We start from the raw sequence: 17,870 nt of genomic DNA on the forward strand, positions 1-17,870 counted from the left end.
CCTTGCTTGACCAATACCAGAAAAGAAATAATGAATTGAAAATAAAAAGATTAGAAAAAAGACTGGAGCAACTTAAAGCGATTGTTGTATAGAAGAACTACCAACGTCTAACCGACCAACCAAAGCTAAATATCAAGGAAACTTCAAAGAACTGCAGCCAGCGGTCCCACCTGCAACCGCGAGCTAGAAGGTCAACGCTGGAATCACCGCATCCCATATTCGCGTCCAATACATAGCATCTAATCTGCAACCACGAGCAGATCGCCGTTAGTCGCCCCCTAAAGCACAAAAAAATAGCCAGTAAAACTGGCTATATAATTAAATAATAAATCTTCAACGAGAATCAACCAAGACGCTTCTGCGACGATTGCCTGAACCGCTCAATCGGTTCTAACACAACTTTCGTCCGCGTCTGCTGACTAACAACACCATTCCCTTCAATCAACTCCATCAACAGCCGGAACGCCTCCTTCCCCATCACGACAGTCTGCTGATCAATACTCGACAAACTCGGTGTAATATGCTCATCAAAAGATTCATTCGCGAATCCGACAACACCAAAGTCGCCGGGAATATCTATGTGTTTATCTTTTAATTCCTTGACAGCACCTAAAGCCGTAAAATCCTCAACGGCAAATACCGCATCCGGTGGTTTAGGCAAAGATAGCAGATGTTGAATAGCCTGGCGGCCTGCATGAATGGATACATCCCCTATATATACCAGTTCATCCTCAACGGGAACACCATTCGCGACTAAAGCAGCCTTATACCCCTCAAGACGGTCCTTGAAGATCTTGAGATGCTGCTGCCCCGCAATGTGAGCGATCCTTTTATAGCCCTGCTTCAACAGATGTTCGGTAGCATAGTACGCCCCTTTAAAGTCATCCACGACAACGGAAGGAATATTGAGACTGTCATTCGCACGGTCAAAAAAGACCAGTGGTACTCCCCGCTCCTTAATTTCAAGGTAGTGACTGAACTCCATCGTCTCTTTGGCAATAGACGCCAGAATACCATCAACGCGGGTACTTAAGAAGGTTTCGATCGCCTTCTTCTCATATTCCGGCTTCTCATTGGATTGATATATCAGCACGTTGTAACCATGCTGATTGGCCAGGCTTTCTATGCCGTGGACAACAGAACCGAAGAAGTTGATCTCTGCACTGGGAATGATCACACCAATGATATTAGTACGTCCTGACCTGAGCGACCAGGCGATCCTGTCCCTTCTGTAATTCATTTTTTCCGCAGCTGCCTGCACCAGTTTACGTGTTTCCTCACTGGTGCCTTTGCGGTTGTTCAGAGCGCGGGATACAGTAGCACCCGTTAAATTCAGCTCTTTAGCGATATCTGCTATGGTAACTTTGTTATTCAACCAGGGGTAGCTTTAGCACTAAAGTAAAAAATTCATTCCGGATACGCTAAAATTTCTATCTATGCGTAGTAAAATGGTTGTACTATATTTATAGGCAACCAATTACCATCTATGACCAATACTATACCTCAGCGCTTTTTACCGCTGGACGTTTTCCGTGGGCTCACGGTATGTTTTATGATCATTGTGAATACACCGGGTTGGGACACCGCCTATGGCATCCTCAATCACGCACAATGGCATGGCTGTACACCCACAGACATGGTATTCCCTTCTTTCCTCTTCGCCGTAGGTAACGCCATGAGCTTCAGCATGCGCAAGTTTGCACAGCTGGACAACACCACGGTGCTGGCAAAGATCTTCCGCCGCACCATTCTCATTTTCCTGCTGGGTTACCTGATGTACTGGCTGCCCTTCGTACGTCATACCAGTACCGGCTGGGAGTTTATTCCTATTGCCGAAACCCGTATCCTGGGAGTATTACAACGTATCGCCCTCTGTTATTGCTTTGCCTCATTACTGATCCACTTCCTGCCTAAAAAGGGCGTATGGATCGTTAGTGCATTGCTGCTGATAGGTTACTGGCTCATTATGTATGCCTTCGGCGATCCGGCTGACCGATATAGCCTGACAGGAAATGCAGCGCTGCATTTTGACAAACTGGTGCTGGGCGATAAACACCTGTATCATGGAGAAGGCATTCCTTTCGATCCGGAAGGGCTGTTAAGCACACTTCCGGCTATTGTGAATGTCATTGCCGGTTATTATACAGGCCTCTTCATCCAGGAAAAAGGTAAAACAGCCGTTGGCAGGACCCGCCTGTTCCAGATGGGAGGACTACTTATACTGGTGGCGTTATTGTGGAATACGATGTTCCCTATCAATAAAAAGCTCTGGACCAGCTCCTACGTACTGTATACAGTTGGGATAGACCTGCTGATCCTGGGCCTGCTGATCTATATTATAGACTATAAAAAACAGGAAAAATGGACCGGCTTCTTCACCGTTTTTGGTAAAAATCCGCTGTTCCTCTACCTGTTGTCGGAAGTGCTGGTCATTTTCCTCTATTTCTTCCAGGTAGGCGACCTTAGTATGCACCGGTGGATCAATACCTATCTTTTCCAGGTGATACTGCCAGGTAAACCCGGCTCCCTCCTGTTTGCACTTGTATTTATGCTACTTTGCTGGTCCGTGGGTAAAATCCTTGACAAAAGACGTATATACATACGTGTTTAGACAAGTATATCCTATCTTAGCTAAATAAATAACGTGAACTAACGACAACGGCTTTTGCAGATCATTGTGTAATTATCAGTTATCTATTAGTATGGAACTATCGTTAAAGGGGAAAACCGCCGTTATCTGTGGAAGCACTCAGGGAATAGGACTAGCTACTGCCAAAGAACTGGCTGCCTTAGGTGCGGAATGCATCCTGCTGGCCAGGAACAGGGATACGCTCAAAGCCGCCATATCCACTCTTGCCACCGATCATTTACAGGAACACAGTTATCGGGTGGCCGACTTTCGGGACACTCAGCAGGTAGAACAGACCATCCAGAGTATTACCGAGGGTAAAACAGTGCATATCCTTGTTAATAATACCAGCGGACCTAAAACCGGTCCGATAATGGAAGCCGATATCCACGAATTTACAGATGCCTTCCAGCAACACCTGGTCATCAATCATATACTTGTACAGGCAGTCATAGCCGGCATGACCGCTGCCGGCTATGGCCGCATTATCAATATCGTTTCTACCTCGGTAAAAACACCGCTCAGAAGTCTGGGCGTTTCCAATACCATCCGCGGAGCCGTGGCCAACTGGGCTAAAACCATGGCCAGTGAACTGGCCCCCTATGGTATTACTGTGAACAATGTACTGCCCGGCACTACTAACACCTCCCGCCTGCAGACCGTCCTGGAGCAGAATGCCACCAGACGTAATACCCCGGTAGCCACCATTGAAGAGGAGCTGCTCAATGAAATTCCAATGAAACGTTTTGGGGACCCGAAGGAGATAGCAGCTGCTGCTGCATTTCTGGCTACCCCGGCAGCTGCCTATATTACCGGTACAAACCTCTGTGTAGATGGGGGCAGAACTCCTGTATTATAATTAATCAACTAGCTAGAACTGTGTCAAAAGTAAAAGCCCCGGCAAAAACCGGGGCCTAATTCATCACTTTTTACTATTACAAATTGAACAAGTGTGTATCTGATATTACAAAACTCTACATTCCTGGCTCTTTCTGTAATGCAAAAACGGAATTTCTTTTACGCAAGCGGGAAAACTATCCCGCTTTAATATTATTCCTTGTCAAACCATAAACGGGTAGTCAGCAGGTCAGCACCCTGATTCTTCACAGCGTCCCTGTAATTAACTCCGTTCAATGCCTGCTCAGAGGAAGGATAAGTCAATCTTAAAGGTATCTTACCACCCAGGGTTCCGGTATAAGCTGCAGGCAACTGTGGATAATCCAGTCTGCGCCATTCAGCAAAACCTTCCAGTCCTTCGCTGAAAAGGGCCAGCCATTTCTGCTCACCTATCGATTGCTTATAGTTGGCAGAGTTATAGAGCACCTTAGGTTGTGCCAGGTAAGTGACAATCTTGTCGTCGCTCACATTGTATTGCTTCATGGCAGTAGTTACCGCCTGTGCATACAAGGTAGCTGCATTGCCGGTTAATAAACCACGTTGTGCAGCTTCTGCTTTGATGAACCACATCTCTGCAGCATTGAAGAATATTGCAGGAGCCAATGTAGCAGTAAATACCGCGCCTACGTCAGAAGTTTTGTTCAAACCAAGACGTGAAGCTGAATCGGCAGATAAACCATTAGTCACACCAATGATCTTATTAGTGTCTCTTGCCGGTGCTGCATAGATAGTCAGACGCGGATCACTCAGCTCGTTCAGCTTATCCACCATGCTCTTGCTGATCCTGTAGTCATTACGGGTTTCCCTGTTCCTGGCTACCGGGTTCTGATAAGGAGACGGCTGATAAATAAGCTTAGCATTATCACTATTGTCGATGATCAGGTTATTATCGTCAGCACCGATTTCGTTAAATACAGTTCTTGCCGCTTCCAGCTCCTGATCTGAAATACGCAGCGCGATACGCAGACGCAGAGAGTTGGCGAACTTTCTCCACTTTGACATATCTCCGTTGTACATCAGGTCACCTGCTATAGGATTGCCTGTCGGATCGATCAATGCTACGGCATTCTTCAATTCTGTCAGCAGACCGAAGTAAACATCACGTTGCGGATCGTAAACAGGCGTCAGGTATTGCTCTATCTGGGCTGCCTGCTTGTAAGGAACATCTCCATACAGGTCAGTCAGCACCTGGAAGATCCAGGAACGCATGATAATGCCGACTGCTTTATAGTTCGGGTTATGCAACGTATCGCCCAGCTGTACCAGCTTGGTAAAATCGGTTACGCCCTGTGCATAAAAGTTGTTCCATACCGTCTGGATATTAGTCGAAGCAGGAATATACCTGTCCGGGTCCGGATATTGGATCTTCGCCCAGTATTGTACATACAGCAGGCTCGTTTCCATAGTAGCATCAGTTCCCCAATAAGTATCTGCATTCGCTTTGATGCCATTGCTCAACAGGTAGTCCGGCGATGGTGTTTCCGCTTCGTTCGGGTTCTTGTTGATGTCTTCCAGCTCTTTCGTGCAACTGCTCAGCACAACTGCTGCAACTGCGAGACCTAGTATATATTTAGCTAATTTCATTATTACTGCTTTTACTGTGTTCATTAAAAGGATACGCGCAGATTAACACCCATGCTACGTACTGTCGGGATCTGTAAAGTTTCAAGTCCCTGGCCGTTACCGGTATTGAACGCTGTTTCAGGATCAATGTTAGGCGCCTTCTTGTCGATGTACCAAAGGTTTCTCGCCGTTACAGTAAGGCTTACTGCCTGCATTCCCCATTTGTGCGTCAATTCCTGCGGCAGCGCATATCCGATCCTTACCTCACGCAGCTTAATGAAAGATGCATCATATACACTGCTTTCATTAATAGTACTACCGTAAGCTGATTTATAATATTGCTGTGCAGATATTATCTGTTCATTCTTCTTTCCATCCGGAGTTACACCATTGAAGACCATACCGTCATGATAAACAGTTTCTCCGTTCGGCGCTGATGCATTGTGATTTTCTAACTTGGTCGCACCGTTCTTAGTAACATTACCGGCGTAATAGTATGGCAAGCCGCCATTTTGTTCATTACGGCCAGGCAGTGTTGATTCCAGTACACCTGTGGTAATACCGGTAGCGTTGGTACCTGACCAGATCTGACCACCTTGTCTTGTATCGATCAGGAAGCCTACTGTTATACCTTTGAAAGCGAAGTTATTATTCACGCTACCAGTCCATTTCGGTGTATAATAACCCAGTACTTTTTTGCTTGGGTCCACCTGTGGGATACCAGTAGAATTTCCATTCACATCTGTACCAACGAGGATCTGTCCCTGTGCATCGCGTTTGTAAGCGGTACCATATAAAGCACCATAACGTTTGCCTTTGCTGGCCAGCACCTGGATGTTACCTGAACTTCCCAGTATATAGTCATTCAGTAAACCTTCTTTATCCAGTTCTATTACTTTACTCACATTTTTCGCATAGTTGAAGTTAACATCCCAACGGAACCCTGATTTGGTTTGTACCGGCGTAGCTCCTAATGTTACTTCCACACCTTTGTTATTGATCTTACCGGCATTCAGCAGCTTTTTCAGATAACCGGTAGTGGCGCTTACGTCAGCAAGCAATATCTGGTTAGAGCTACTGGATGTATAATAAGTCACGTCGGTACGGATGCGATCATCCAGGAAGCTTGCTTCCACACCAAACTCTGTAGCCCTGGTGATCTCCGGCTTCAGGTCCTTCTTCAGGAATTTATCATTCACCGTCAGCAACGGATTACCGTTGAATGGCTGTGCAAAAGGATATGTATTAACCAACTGGTAAGGATCAGCATCTTTACCTACCTGTGCCCATCCTCCTCTGATCTTCAGCAGGGACAATACAGGACTTTTAATATCCAGTGCATCGCTCAATACCACACTCGCATTCACTGATGGATAGAAGTAAGAGTTGTTCTCGGCAGGCAGTGTAGATGAACGGTCGTTACGTGCAGTTACGTTCACGAACGCCCAATCACGGTAGCTCAGCTGTGCTGATGCGAATGCACTGTACACTCTCAGTTTAGAGAAATAGCTGGTAGATACCAGGGGATCTCTTGAGTTGTTCAATGTGTACACATCTTTCACTGCCAGTCTTGGCGCCTGCTGATAGTTCTGTTCGAACTGGTTAGTACGCTCGTTGGCGCCGATCAATCCATCGATAGTGAAATCACTGTTCAGTTTCTTCTTCGCATTCAGCGTAAACTCAATATTAGTTTCTGATACTACATAGTTGTCTTCAGTATAAGAACCGAACGGAGTACCATTTGTATAATATGCTATCTTATACTTACGCTTGTCGTTGTAAGTGTCTGTACCTACACGCAGATTAGCGGAGAGCCAGTTAGTGATCTCATAAGAGAGGCGGGCATTTCCGAAGAAACGGTTACGTGCCTGTCCTACTGTATTTTCATACTGGATCCAGTATGGATTGCTATAGTAGCTATGGTTCCAGTTATAGTCTGTGCCATCTGGATTCTTGTAATTACGCAGCAGGCGGGTATCTACCTGACGGCCAAACCAGATGAACTGTAAGGTCACACTATTACCGCGACGGCCATCCACACCTGGCAGGTTATCAGCACCACCTTTTGTATAATTCGCAAAAGTGCTGATCGTTAATTTCGGCGTAAGACGGTAAGTGCTGTTCAGTGCAAATGAGTTACGGGTGATCCCTGTATTTGGCAGGATCCCTGTCTGTTTGGTATTATTAAAAGAGAACCTGTAATCTACTTTTTCACTGCTACCACCAACAGATACACCGTTGTTCAGTGAATAACCTGTTTCATAAAAATCCCTTACGTTATTTGGATGCGGTACAAATGGTGCAGGCTGACCATTGGAAAAGAACTGTGGAATAAGGCGGCCGTCCATTTCGGGGCCCCAGCTTTCATCCAGACCATCATTCACTCCACCTCCTTTACCATCTACATAAGAGAACTTTCCACCTGTACCCTGACCAAACACGTTCTGGAATTTTGGCAATACCAGTACACTTTCCAAAGTAGCGCCGGAAGTCAGGGTTACACCCATTCCCTTTGCACTTCTGCCAGTTTTCGTTTTAATAACCAGTACACCGGCAGCTGCACGGGAACCATATAAAGCCGCCGCGTTAGGTCCTTTCAGGACGTTCAGCGACTCAACATCATCAGGGTTCAGATCGGAGATAGCGTTAGCGAAGTCACGACCTGTACCGATACCGAGCTGGCTGTTATCTACCGGTACTCCGTCCACTACGAACAGCGGCTGGTTGTTACCGGCGATGGAGGTTTCACCACGGATGATGATACGGGAAGAACCCATACTACCCTGGCTGTTGGTTACAGTCACACCAGCCAGTTTACCTGCCAGTGCATTTACGATGTTCGTTTCTTTTGCTTCTGCGATATCTTTTGCCTTCAGCTCCTGTACCGCATAACCGAGAGAGCGTTTCTCCCTGGAGATACCGAGTGCGGTTACCACCACTTCATTCAGGCGGCTTTCTGCGCTTTCAAGCGATACGTTAATCACCTTGCTATCGCCCACAACCTGGTCTACTGCATTATAACCTATGAAAGAAAAGTGAAGTGTGTCAGTTGGTTTAGCGGTGATGCTGAATTTACCATCAGCATCGGTATTGGTCCCGCGTGTAGTACCCTTGATACTCACGACAGCGCCCGGAATACGTTGTGCATCGGAACGGGATGTCACCACACCTGATACTTTGTTATCCTGCGCCTGTGCCCATTGCAGCCCCAGTAGCATGAACAGCAGTATACCAGCTGTTGTTTTTAATTGTTTGATCATTGTATCAGATTTTCGAATTGTTTTAGTTTACTGATCTGTCGGGACAAAAAATCCCCTTCTGCCAGGTGATGACCCGCAGCGACGAATTAGTTGGTTTGCTGATTTATTTATCTGAAGTTGGCGTTACATGCACATACAGGAAGCGTGCACGCCGGTATAATAACCGGATATGGTGTTGACTGAAATACTACAGACTTCTGTTGCAGCACTCTTATTGAACATATAGGTAATGACCATTGTTTACTCAAATACTTTAATACGGGGGTAAAATTAACATACATTTAGTAATCTACAAAACAAGTAGACTTAATAGGTTGAAATAATATTTATCTCTGTTTAAATAATATCAGTAACAAGAGAAATAAGTATTTACTGGCCTGCCGACGGGAGTAATCCGGCGTCTTCAAGCTGCTTTCTTACAGCCGGGTTGCCACTATATTTGGAAATAGGGACCTTCAGACTCTTTCCATCCAGGGTTAACGGATTGAATTTATCACGGAATGCATCCGCAAAAGCGTTCCCATATATCAGGTTCATCCAGCTGTAATAAGGCTCATACCTGCCATATCCACGATATTGCCAGAACTGGTCCATCCGGCCGGCAAATTGTTCCAGACCTGCACTAAACTCTTCTTCTGTGGCCTTTGTAACAGGCGGCTTCCGCTTCTGGGCATCCAGCTTTTCTTTTTTATAAAGGGTGATGCAGAAATGGGTACCTGTGTCTTTTTTGATGGCAGCCAACGCTTCCTGCATCGATTTGTAACCATCGTCCACACCATCGGCGCAGAACATCACCAGGGAATCCTTATCCTTAAAGTATTGGAACGTAGTACAGAAATAGATGTTATCAGATGATAGGTGAACTGTATACATCCTCCCCCTGTTAAATACCCTCTTCACTTCGAGACGTTCGGTCCCCCCTCCCCTGCTTGCCGTCCCTGCTAACTTTCCCTGCCGGGATGGCGTACCAGTACCTTCCAGTACCAGTTCATCCCCATCGATCTTCAGATGACAGACCGGGTTACTTCCCGTAGTGAATGTATACCAGTCTCCTTTCTGCGCCCAAACGGGAGAAGACGCCAGCATACATAATATAAAAAGATAGCAGAGGCGGAGCGACAAGGATTTCATAACATTAATTATAAAGGTTATTCACTTTGTTCCATGAGACTGAATAATATCTTCCTTTCGCCTTCATCCAGGTTGATACCGGTTGTGGAATCTGCCGGGATGAAATGTCTTTTGAAGGCTTTTATAGCGGCTGTAGTATCCCTGGTATCATATCCAACGATACGCAGCGCCTGTTTGCTATTGAAATCGCCAGGCAGGATGATCTTCGACGTATCGCCGTACCATAGTCCGAAACCCTTCTCCGCCAGCTGCTGCCAGGGGAAATAAGCACTGGGATCTACCTTGCGGCTTGGAGCAATATCCCCATGACCGATAAAATTGGCTGCCGGAATATTAAACCGGTGTTTCAGGGAATCCAGTAACACCAGCAGACTATTGATCTGTTGCGGCTGAAATGGCACTAAGCCGTTATTATCCAGCTCGATACCTATAGAACAGGAGTTCATATCCGTCACGTTCCCCCATTTGGACAATCCCGCATGCCATGCCCGCAGATAATCGTTCAGCATATGATTGATCGTTCCGTCACTACACACTACATAATGTGCGCTCACCTGTGTACGGGGCAATGTGAAAGTATTAAAAGTGGTATCGCAGGAACCCTGCGCAGTATGATGGATGATCACATAGTTCGGCTTCCGCATATTAAAATTGGTCGTGCCTATCCAGTTTACTGCTGTGGGAGCACCGGCGGCAGGTACAGGGGCCGGTTGCACTCTCAGTACACTGGCGTATTGTTTGGCCTGCTGGCGGTACACTTTATTGGTCGTTGCATACGGTTTAGGAGCACAACTGTATATGGTTGCGGTCATTACCCATAGTATTAAACGTGGATATTGTTTCATTGTGTTCATCTTTGGTAGCTTAATTTAATGATTATCCGGTAATTAACAACGAAGCCCGGCTCGTTTCACCGGCCGGGCTTCATTGCTTGTATCTGCTGATGGCCGTCTTACGACTGCCATACTGATATTATTATTTCAGTTCCTGTGACAGGGAATAAGGTACGTTCTTGTCAGAGATACCTCTTGTCTTGTTAGGTACTGCATCCATGTCGAAGTTGATAGTAGCGCCTTTCATGATCGCATTGTGGTCCAGCCAGTTGTTGGCATATGGCTGACCATTGAAGGTAACACCTTTGATATAGCGGTTTGCTTCGCTGTTCTTAGGAGCGGTTACGATCAGCTGTTTGCCATTTTCCAGTGTAACAGTGGTCTTCTTGAATAAAGGCGCACCTACTACGTACTGCTGTGTACCAGGACATACAGGGTAGAAGCCCATAGCGGTAAACACATACCAGGCAGAAGTCTGACCATTGTCCTCATCACCGCAATAACCATCAGGAGTAGCGGAATACAGGCGGTTCATTACTTCCCTTAACCAGTACTGTGCTTTCCAGGGTTGACCTGCATAGTTATACAGGTAGATCATGTGCTGGATAGGCTGGTTACCGTGTGCATACTGACCCATGTTCATGATCTGCATCTCGCGGATCTCATGGATGGTACCACCATAGTAGCTATCGTCGTATACCGGAGGCATAGAGAACACTGAATCCAGCATGTCTACAAATGTCTGTTTGCCACCCATCAGGTCTATCAGGCCCTGAACGTCGTGGAATACTGACCAGGTGTAGTGCCAGCTGTTTCCTTCAGTGAATGCATCACCCCATTTGAAAGGGTTGAAAGGTGTCTGGAACTTGCCATCTTTATTTTTACCACGCATCAGTTTTGTTTCAGGATCGAACACGTTGCGGTAGTTACGAGCCTGTTTTGCAAATCTGTCAATCTCAGACTGAGGACGGTTCAGCGCTTTTGCCAGTTTGTAGATGGTGAAGTCGTCATATGAATATTCGAGTGTACGGGCAGTGTTCTCATTGATGTTCACATCGTAAGGCACATATCCCAGCTCATTGTAATATTTCACACCAGCACGGCCAACGGAGGTCAGCGGACCAGCATTATCTGCATTTTTCAGCAATGCTTCATAAGCTTTGTTTACATCGAAACCTCTGATACCTTTTAAGTAAGCATCTGCGATCAGGGAAGCAGAGTTAGAACCGATCATACAGTCGCGGTGACCAGGGCTTGCCCACTCAGGCAACCAGCCGCTTTCGTTATACGCGTTCACCAGTCCTTCCATGATGTGTGCATTCATAGATGGGTACATCATGTTGAAGAATGGGAAGGTAGCACGGAAAGTGTCCCAGAAACCGTTATCGGTGAACATATAGCCAGGTAATACTTTACCATTGTAAGGGCTGTAGTGTACTACGGCTCCTTTAGCATCATATTCATAGAATTTACGTGGGAACAGCATAGTGCGGTACAGGCAGGAATAGAAGGTACGGATCTGTTCAGAGGTACCACCTTCTACTTTGATACGGCCCAGTTCTTTATTCCAGGCTGCTTTTGCCTTTTCTTTCACCACATCGAAGTTGCTGCCGCCGATCTCTTTCTGGAGGTTCAGTTCAGCCTGTTCAGGGCTGATGAAGGAAGATGCTACTTTTACGTTCACCTTCTCTCCTTTTGCAGTAGCAAAGCCAATTACAGCACCTACGTGTTTGTCCTGTGCTTCCGCTTCACCGGCTTTCAGTTCACCGTTCTTAAAGGTTGCCACATAGGTAAATGGCTTATCGAAAGTCAGTACGAAATAGTTCTTGAAGTTAGATGGTACGCCACCGCTGTTCTTGGTGGTGTAACCAACGATCTTGCGTTCAGCCTGTAATACTTTAACGTAAGAGCCTTTGTCCAGCGCGTCAATTACCACGAAAGCACTGTCTGTTTTCGGATAAGTGAAACGGATAGCCGCTGCTCTTTCAGTAGGCGTGATCTCGGTGGTCACATTGTGATCCGCCAGATATACGCTATAATAGTATGGTTTGGAAACTTCAGCTTTGTGAGAGAACCAGCTGGCCCTGTCATCTTCCTTGAACCTTACTTTCCCGGTTACCGGCATGATGGCAAACTGGCCGTAGTCGTTAATCCATGGGCTAGGCTGGTGGGTTTGCTTAAAACCGCGCAGTTTATCAGAATTATAGGTATAAGCCCAACCATCTCCCATTTTACCTGTCTGCGGCATCCAGAAGTTCATGCCCCATGGAGTAGCGATAGCGGGATAAGTATTCCCTGTGGACAGGGAGCCTTTAGAATCGGTACCCATCAAAGGGTTCACGTACTCTACAGGGTCAGTTACGCTGTTGATAGTTTGTGCCTTTACCCAGCAGGAAGCCAGCATAAGGGCGGATAAAATAATTCTTTTCATGTTGAGACGGAATGGAATTTTAGCTTTTTATAAGTCTGTAAAAATAGCGTTTCAACCGAAAAGTACATGTTTATTTTATAAATGGCGATAGCGTGACTGACACCCAGGCTAAAATGTTTTAGCTTCGCAGTACGGAACTGCCATCTTTATTTTAAAACTAATATGTTTAACTACCAGACTAAACCTGACCCCGCTTTTGTAGTCAAACGATTGATTTTGTCGTTTGACAGACGAAAAAAGGCCATGTGATGTTTTCATATACGACAAGATGCCAATCTGCCGTTTCTATATTAGCCGAAGCAAATCAACGTGATGTTCGCGTATCCCGAATGACTTAAATGAACAATGGACATATGAATAAACATTTTACACTAACCATGAAAATGGCCATGGTAGGTGTTCTCTGTAGTGCTATCTTTAGTGCCTGCCGCAAGGACAGTAACAAAGCCGACAACACTACGCCAACTTCCTCCACCGTTACGACAGACGAAGACTCCCTTAAGTATCTCATGTACCGCATCATGCAGGTGACGTATGTGGACGGGGGCCGTAACAAGCAGACCGATCTGCCAACTTATTTCTGGTATAACCAGGTTCCGCAATTAGATCCTTCCAGTAGCAACTATGCTACCGCAGAGGACTTGCTGAATACAATGAAAACGTATTCGAAGAATGCAAGTGGCACCGTCCTGGACCGATATAGCTTTCTGGACCGTACGGGATCATTATCGACCTCCCTGCAGAACGGGATGTCCGAGACATTCAATAAAATCAGCGCTACAGGCAACTACGGGATGGAAGTCAGCTATGCATCCGACAATACCAGGTCTTACCTGTATATCGTTTATGCCGACAAGAACTCCCCTGCCGGGAAGAAAGGCCTGAACCGTGGTGATGAGATCATTGCTGTGAACGGCGATACGAACATTTCATATGACGGCCCTAATGGCGCTAACGTCAGTAAGGTGACCAATGCCATCTATTACTCCGATGCCGTGACACTGAGGGTTAAAAAGGCCGTAACGGGTACTGAAGCTAATTACAGTCTTGCATCAGGTGCTTTCACGATCAACCCGGTATTGTTTGATACTATCTATACGGTGAACAACCAGAAAGTAGGCTACTTTGTGTTCTATACTTTTACGAACACCTTCAATACCCAGGGCGCGGCTACTTTGACCAAAACCGCATTAGACGGGCTTTTCTCCAAATTCAAAGCTGCCGGTATCAGTAACCTGATAGTTGACCTGCGTTATAATCAGGGCGGTTCTGTCGCTACAGCTGAATACCTGGATAGCGCGATAGCACCGGCTTCTGCAGCAGGGAAAACGATGTATTACTATCAGTACAATGATAAACTGACAGCCGATCTGGGCGGTACAGGACTGGAACCTTTCGTGAAATTCCCCTCCACTACCGGAGGTCTGAACCTGAACAACGTATTCTTCGTTACAGGCTCTCACACGGCCTCTGCCAGTGAACTGACGTTGAATAACCTCTTGCCTCATATGAGCGTAAAACTGGTGGGCGATACCACTTATGGCAAACCTGTTGGTTTCATTACGTTCAACATTTCAAAGTATGACGAGACACATACCAAGAAATACCTGGCCGATCTGTATGCTATTAACTTCGCTACGGAGAATGCCAATCATGTGGGCGGATATTATACAGGTATAGCGCCTGACCAGCTGGCGGACGATTTCATTAATGTACCCTGGGGTTACAGGACTGAAGACGAGAACCTGGACAGGATCTTCAATTACATCACCACTGGTAGTTTTGCCAGGACCAGTGCCAATGCGCGTATTGCGACGGCAAGCACCGCCAATCAGCGGGCTGCCATCCAATCTTCTATTACATCTCCACGGTTCAACGGGATGGTTGATTACCGTATAGGCAAACGCATTCAATAATATTAACGGTGCTGGTCGTAATAATTGGCGACCAGTTCGTACCCTAACAATACTCTTTCCGCCGACGTAAGCGGGGTGGTAGCGGGCATTCCTGCAGCCTCTTCCAATTGCGTCGGCGTTCTTATTCCTACTACAGCTGCTCTTACCACCGGCTCACCCAGTACATAACATATAGCAGTCTGCGCGGGTGTACGTTTATTCTCGGAGAACTGAGCCACGACTTTCGCCATTTTACTAACATCTTCGGTCGTATAGTTCAGGTAAGGTTCTGCCGGCTTTCCTGCCAGTACTCCTTTCGCTACACTTCCTCTTGCCAACACACCTACTCCATATTTTTCCAGCAGCGGAAACACCTCTTCTTCTGGTCTTCTGTCCAGCAGACTATACTGCATCATGACACTACTGATACTGGATTTATGCACATATTCCCTGATCACATTAGGCCGGATGGAGGAAATACCATAATACCGGATCTTCCCCAGATGTTGTAACCGTTCAAAGGTTTCAATGATATCATCTATAGGGTCTTCGATCGTGCCGCCGTGTAACTGGTACAGGTCAATGTAATCTGTTCCGAGCCGGCGCAGACTATCGTCCACGGCCTTCATGATATATTCCGGGCTTGGGTTCCAATCCCAGCCGCTACCGTCGCTCCGCCACTGGTTACCAACTTTAGTGGCAATGATGGCGTCACTCCGCCGGTCTTTTAAAGCCCTGCCCAGCTGTGTTTCATTCTCTCCATGTTGGTATAGGTCGGCGGTATCGAAGAAGTTGATGCCTTTGTCCAATGCCTGTTTGATCAGGTTTTCATTTTCTGTTGCATTATTGCCGAGGGACATACATCCGAAAGCGATCTCGCTGATGTCCAGATTAGAGTTACCCAGAATATTGTAGTTCATGCTCTAATTTAAGCAATTCTGCTTACGAAGCAGAAGGATCTTCACTACGGTCAGGCCAGCGCACGTCCTCTTCTGTCACTGTCTTAATAAAACCCTCCTTCGGGCTGTACAGGTGTTTTATTTGTGTAAATCTTCTATTGCCTGCCATGCCCTTTATCTGTACATAGCCTTCAAGCATTTCTTTCTTTCGCAGTTTTAGCACCATATATTTTCTGCCTTCATCGCGAAACAAAGGATGGCCGGGAGGATATACTTTTTTGTAAGGCATATAATTGATACTTACTATTTCATAAAAGCAGATAATCCCGCGTCCTTCTATATAAGGAGCAAAGTAGCGGGCCTTCAGGTCTCCGAGTGTCTGATCCAATTTTTTGCGGCTATAGATCATCGCTTCATTTTCTACGAGCTCGCTGTACATTGCTATGTCTGCGGCATCAACGGGATCAACAAATACATAAGCATCTGTCGTCATGTAGTCCCGTCCATTTTGTGCTGGTACTTTTGCCAGCAGCTGCGTAGCATCTGTCGCAATAATATATCTGAGATGTTTTTCCAGTAATGAGGATCCTTCTTCACTGCCTGGCAGGAAGGGAAAACCTCCAATGTTCTCCGGAAGAATAACCTCCCGGTAATATCGTTCGTGATATTCTTTCTTTTCCAGACCAGGAAAGAGTATATATGCGCCTACCACCTCCTTGTAGAGGTCATATTTTTGTCCTTCTTTTTTCCTGCGATAGATAGACTCTCTGTATTCACGCATTTTCCCCACATCCTTTGGGTCCGGCTCATCCATTTTGTCTTCCATATGGAACCTATCTGATTCCACCAATCGATATTTGGAATCAAACAAATAGGTCAGGTACAGATTACGTGGCTGATCTTTTTTCTCTATCCGCAAAATGATATCGGGGCAAACCGGCTTATCGAATGTACCCGCATCTTCCGTATCGAAACTGTTCGTATACCGGAGTTCCTGGTAAAGTTCTATGTGAGTGCCATCCTTACAGGTAAAAACCATTTTGGAATGCATATTCTTTTCCGGCAATAAGCGAAATGCAGCCGTTTTTATTCTGGGCATTTTCTCAATATCGGGTGCCACACCTGTGATTTCCTGCAGCAAGCGGGCAATCCCAAAGAAACATGAGAGCTGGTAGAGATAAGCAATATCTTTCAGTTCTATTTCATACAGTCCTTCCTGTAGTTCATATCCCATTTTTAAGGCCTCCCAGTCTTTCAGCAATCCTACATAACCCGGATGGTTTAGCAGCACAGCCGAATATCGTCGTCCATTATGATGTTTTCCTACTTTTCTGAAAACCGTATGCGTGGGCAGTGTGGCTATGGCTTCTCCTGCAAATTCCAGCTGCATCCGGTAGGCTTTGTCCATCCGTTTGATACTGCTATCCTGCGAGACTTTAGTGTAAATGCGCTCATAGCTTTCCAGTATATCTTTAATGATATGTTTTACGTACCTGTTCTCGTAATTATCTTCTCCCAGCTGCTTATCTTTAACTGCAAAGTATTCACCCGCGCGCCCGGAGCTCTTTGCCAGTTTATCTACCAGCGGTCCTTTGGGCTTCTCTATCTTGTCTCCTTTCGTTCTATTTCTTAGAACAGATATTTCACGATGAGGATTCTCAACAATCAGCCGCAGATTCCTCATTATGCTTCTGAAGATGTTCCCAAAAATTGTCCACCATAAAACATCACTATCGCCGGTACCTTGTAAACCAAAATGGTGATAAGTTTTCCTAAGATAATCTATCACCAGCCGGGGAAATACGGTTTCAATCTGGGTTACCATAGCCGGATGGTCCTTCTTGGAATCAAGCTTTGCCGAGAACACGGTAAATTGAAACAGTACACTATGCTGTACAGTTTTCAGCTCATAGTCGATAATAAGATCAAATTCTCCCGGTTCATTGTAGAATGTTAGCTCAGCCGAGGCGTACAAGTTCCCTCCCTGGGTTTCTCTTACATCAAACAGGTCCTTTACATTTTTCACTCTGGAGCGAAAGGAAACCGCTACTACATTAGGATCAAAATCTACTCTTAACTTATAGACCGTATTCTCAAAGAATACCGGGTGCCTGACCATATGGATATCTGCCTTTTCTGACCGTTGTGAGCCGGGTTGCCAGATCATGAATTTCTTAACGTATCCGGAAAAGAGATAGGCTGTTTCAAAGTTTTCTTTTGTATGTCTCTTCTGCGTTGCTTCGAAGACATCGGCAAAGATCTCCCCTGCCGCTACACTTGTAAGATCAAACCCCAGTTTGAAATCTTTATAATCGATAGCTAGTATATTCAT

The 17,870-nt window shown here is 45.9% G+C and carries 11 protein-coding genes; 3 read left to right on the top strand and 8 right to left on the bottom strand.

From position 1 onward, the window contains the following. Positions 1-343 precede the first annotated feature (343 nt). Positions 344-1,375, bottom strand: a complete 1,032-nt coding sequence (locus C7475_RS31920) for a LacI family DNA-binding transcriptional regulator (protein WP_110057503.1) — start codon at positions 1,373-1,375, stop codon at positions 344-346. A gap of 111 nt (positions 1,376-1,486) precedes the next feature. Here C7475_RS31920 and C7475_RS31925 point away from each other — a divergent pair, with 111 nt between their 5' ends. Both C7475_RS31925 and C7475_RS31930 read left to right on the top strand, forming a co-directional pair. Further along, complete coding sequence (locus C7475_RS31925) at positions 1,487-2,611, top strand: acyltransferase family protein (RefSeq protein WP_110057504.1); 1,125 nt, start codon at positions 1,487-1,489, stop codon at positions 2,609-2,611. Between the two features lie 91 nt (positions 2,612-2,702). Next, positions 2,703-3,488 (top strand): SDR family oxidoreductase, encoded by a 786-nt coding sequence (locus tag C7475_RS31930; protein WP_110057505.1) that lies wholly within the window; start codon positions 2,703-2,705, stop codon positions 3,486-3,488. A gap of 191 nt (positions 3,489-3,679) precedes the next feature. Here C7475_RS31930 and C7475_RS31935 read toward each other — a convergent pair whose 3' ends face one another. The 5 genes from C7475_RS31935 to C7475_RS31955 all read right to left on the bottom strand — a co-directional run bounded on the left by C7475_RS31935 (position 3,680) and on the right by C7475_RS31955 (position 12,744). Beyond that, on the bottom strand, positions 3,680-5,110 hold the full coding sequence (locus tag C7475_RS31935; protein ID WP_110057543.1) for a SusD/RagB family nutrient-binding outer membrane lipoprotein: 1,431 nt from the start codon (positions 5,108-5,110) through the stop codon (positions 3,680-3,682). Positions 5,111-5,133: 23 nt separating this feature from the next. Further along, the gene (locus C7475_RS31940; protein ID WP_110057506.1) at positions 5,134-8,349 is read right to left on the bottom strand and encodes a SusC/RagA family TonB-linked outer membrane protein; all 3,216 of its coding nucleotides are present in this window, start codon (positions 8,347-8,349) and stop codon (positions 5,134-5,136) included. Between the two features lie 369 nt (positions 8,350-8,718). Beyond that, a complete protein-coding gene (locus C7475_RS31945; protein ID WP_110057507.1) occupies positions 8,719-9,480 on the bottom strand; it encodes a hypothetical protein in 762 nt (253 codons plus the stop codon). A 17-nt stretch (positions 9,481-9,497) separates the two neighbouring features. Then, positions 9,498-10,292 (bottom strand): N-acetylmuramoyl-L-alanine amidase, encoded by a 795-nt coding sequence (locus C7475_RS31950; protein ID WP_233260039.1) that lies wholly within the window; start codon positions 10,290-10,292, stop codon positions 9,498-9,500. Between the two features lie 163 nt (positions 10,293-10,455). Next, positions 10,456-12,744: a GH92 family glycosyl hydrolase gene (locus C7475_RS31955; RefSeq protein ID WP_110057508.1), complete on the bottom strand. Its 2,289-nt coding sequence runs from the start codon at positions 12,742-12,744 to the stop codon at positions 10,456-10,458. A gap of 353 nt (positions 12,745-13,097) precedes the next feature. On the opposite strand from C7475_RS31955, the gene C7475_RS31960 reads away from it, so the two are divergent. Continuing rightward, positions 13,098-14,660: a S41 family peptidase gene (locus tag C7475_RS31960; RefSeq protein WP_158286669.1), complete on the top strand. Its 1,563-nt coding sequence runs from the start codon at positions 13,098-13,100 to the stop codon at positions 14,658-14,660. Positions 14,661-14,662: 2 nt separating this feature from the next. On the opposite strand, the gene C7475_RS31965 is transcribed toward C7475_RS31960, so the two are convergent. Beyond that, the gene (locus tag C7475_RS31965; RefSeq protein ID WP_110057510.1) at positions 14,663-15,559 is read right to left on the bottom strand and encodes an aldo/keto reductase; all 897 of its coding nucleotides are present in this window, start codon (positions 15,557-15,559) and stop codon (positions 14,663-14,665) included. 22 nt (positions 15,560-15,581) lie between these two features. After that, positions 15,582-17,870, bottom strand: coding sequence for a DUF2357 domain-containing protein (locus C7475_RS31970; protein WP_146217722.1), 2,289 nt, complete (start codon positions 17,868-17,870; stop codon positions 15,582-15,584).

Origin of the sequence: Chitinophaga sp. S165 (genome assembly GCF_003182155.1) — a bacterium.
GTDB lineage: Bacteria > Bacteroidota > Bacteroidia > Chitinophagales > Chitinophagaceae > Chitinophaga.

Coding starts and splice junctions, on each gene's coding strand:
- C7475_RS31925 (WP_110057504.1), top strand. CDS start 1,487: ATGACCAATACTATACCTCAGCGCTTTTTACCGCTGGACGTTTTCCGT.
- C7475_RS31970 (WP_146217722.1), bottom strand. CDS start 17,870: ATGAATATACTAGCTATCGATTATAAAGATTTCAAACTGGGGTTTGAT.
- C7475_RS31935 (WP_110057543.1), bottom strand. CDS start 5,110: ATGAAATTAGCTAAATATATACTAGGTCTCGCAGTTGCAGCAGTTGTG.
- C7475_RS31945 (WP_110057507.1), bottom strand. CDS start 9,480: ATGAAATCCTTGTCGCTCCGCCTCTGCTATCTTTTTATATTATGTATG.
- C7475_RS31940 (WP_110057506.1), bottom strand. CDS start 8,349: ATGATCAAACAATTAAAAACAACAGCTGGTATACTGCTGTTCATGCTA.
- C7475_RS31965 (WP_110057510.1), bottom strand. CDS start 15,559: ATGAACTACAATATTCTGGGTAACTCTAATCTGGACATCAGCGAGATC.
- C7475_RS31955 (WP_110057508.1), bottom strand. CDS start 12,744: ATGAAAAGAATTATTTTATCCGCCCTTATGCTGGCTTCCTGCTGGGTA.
- C7475_RS31960 (WP_158286669.1), top strand. CDS start 13,098: ATGAATAAACATTTTACACTAACCATGAAAATGGCCATGGTAGGTGTT.
- C7475_RS31950 (WP_233260039.1), bottom strand. CDS start 10,292: ATGACCGCAACCATATACAGTTGTGCTCCTAAACCGTATGCAACGACC.
- C7475_RS31930 (WP_110057505.1), top strand. CDS start 2,703: ATGGAACTATCGTTAAAGGGGAAAACCGCCGTTATCTGTGGAAGCACT.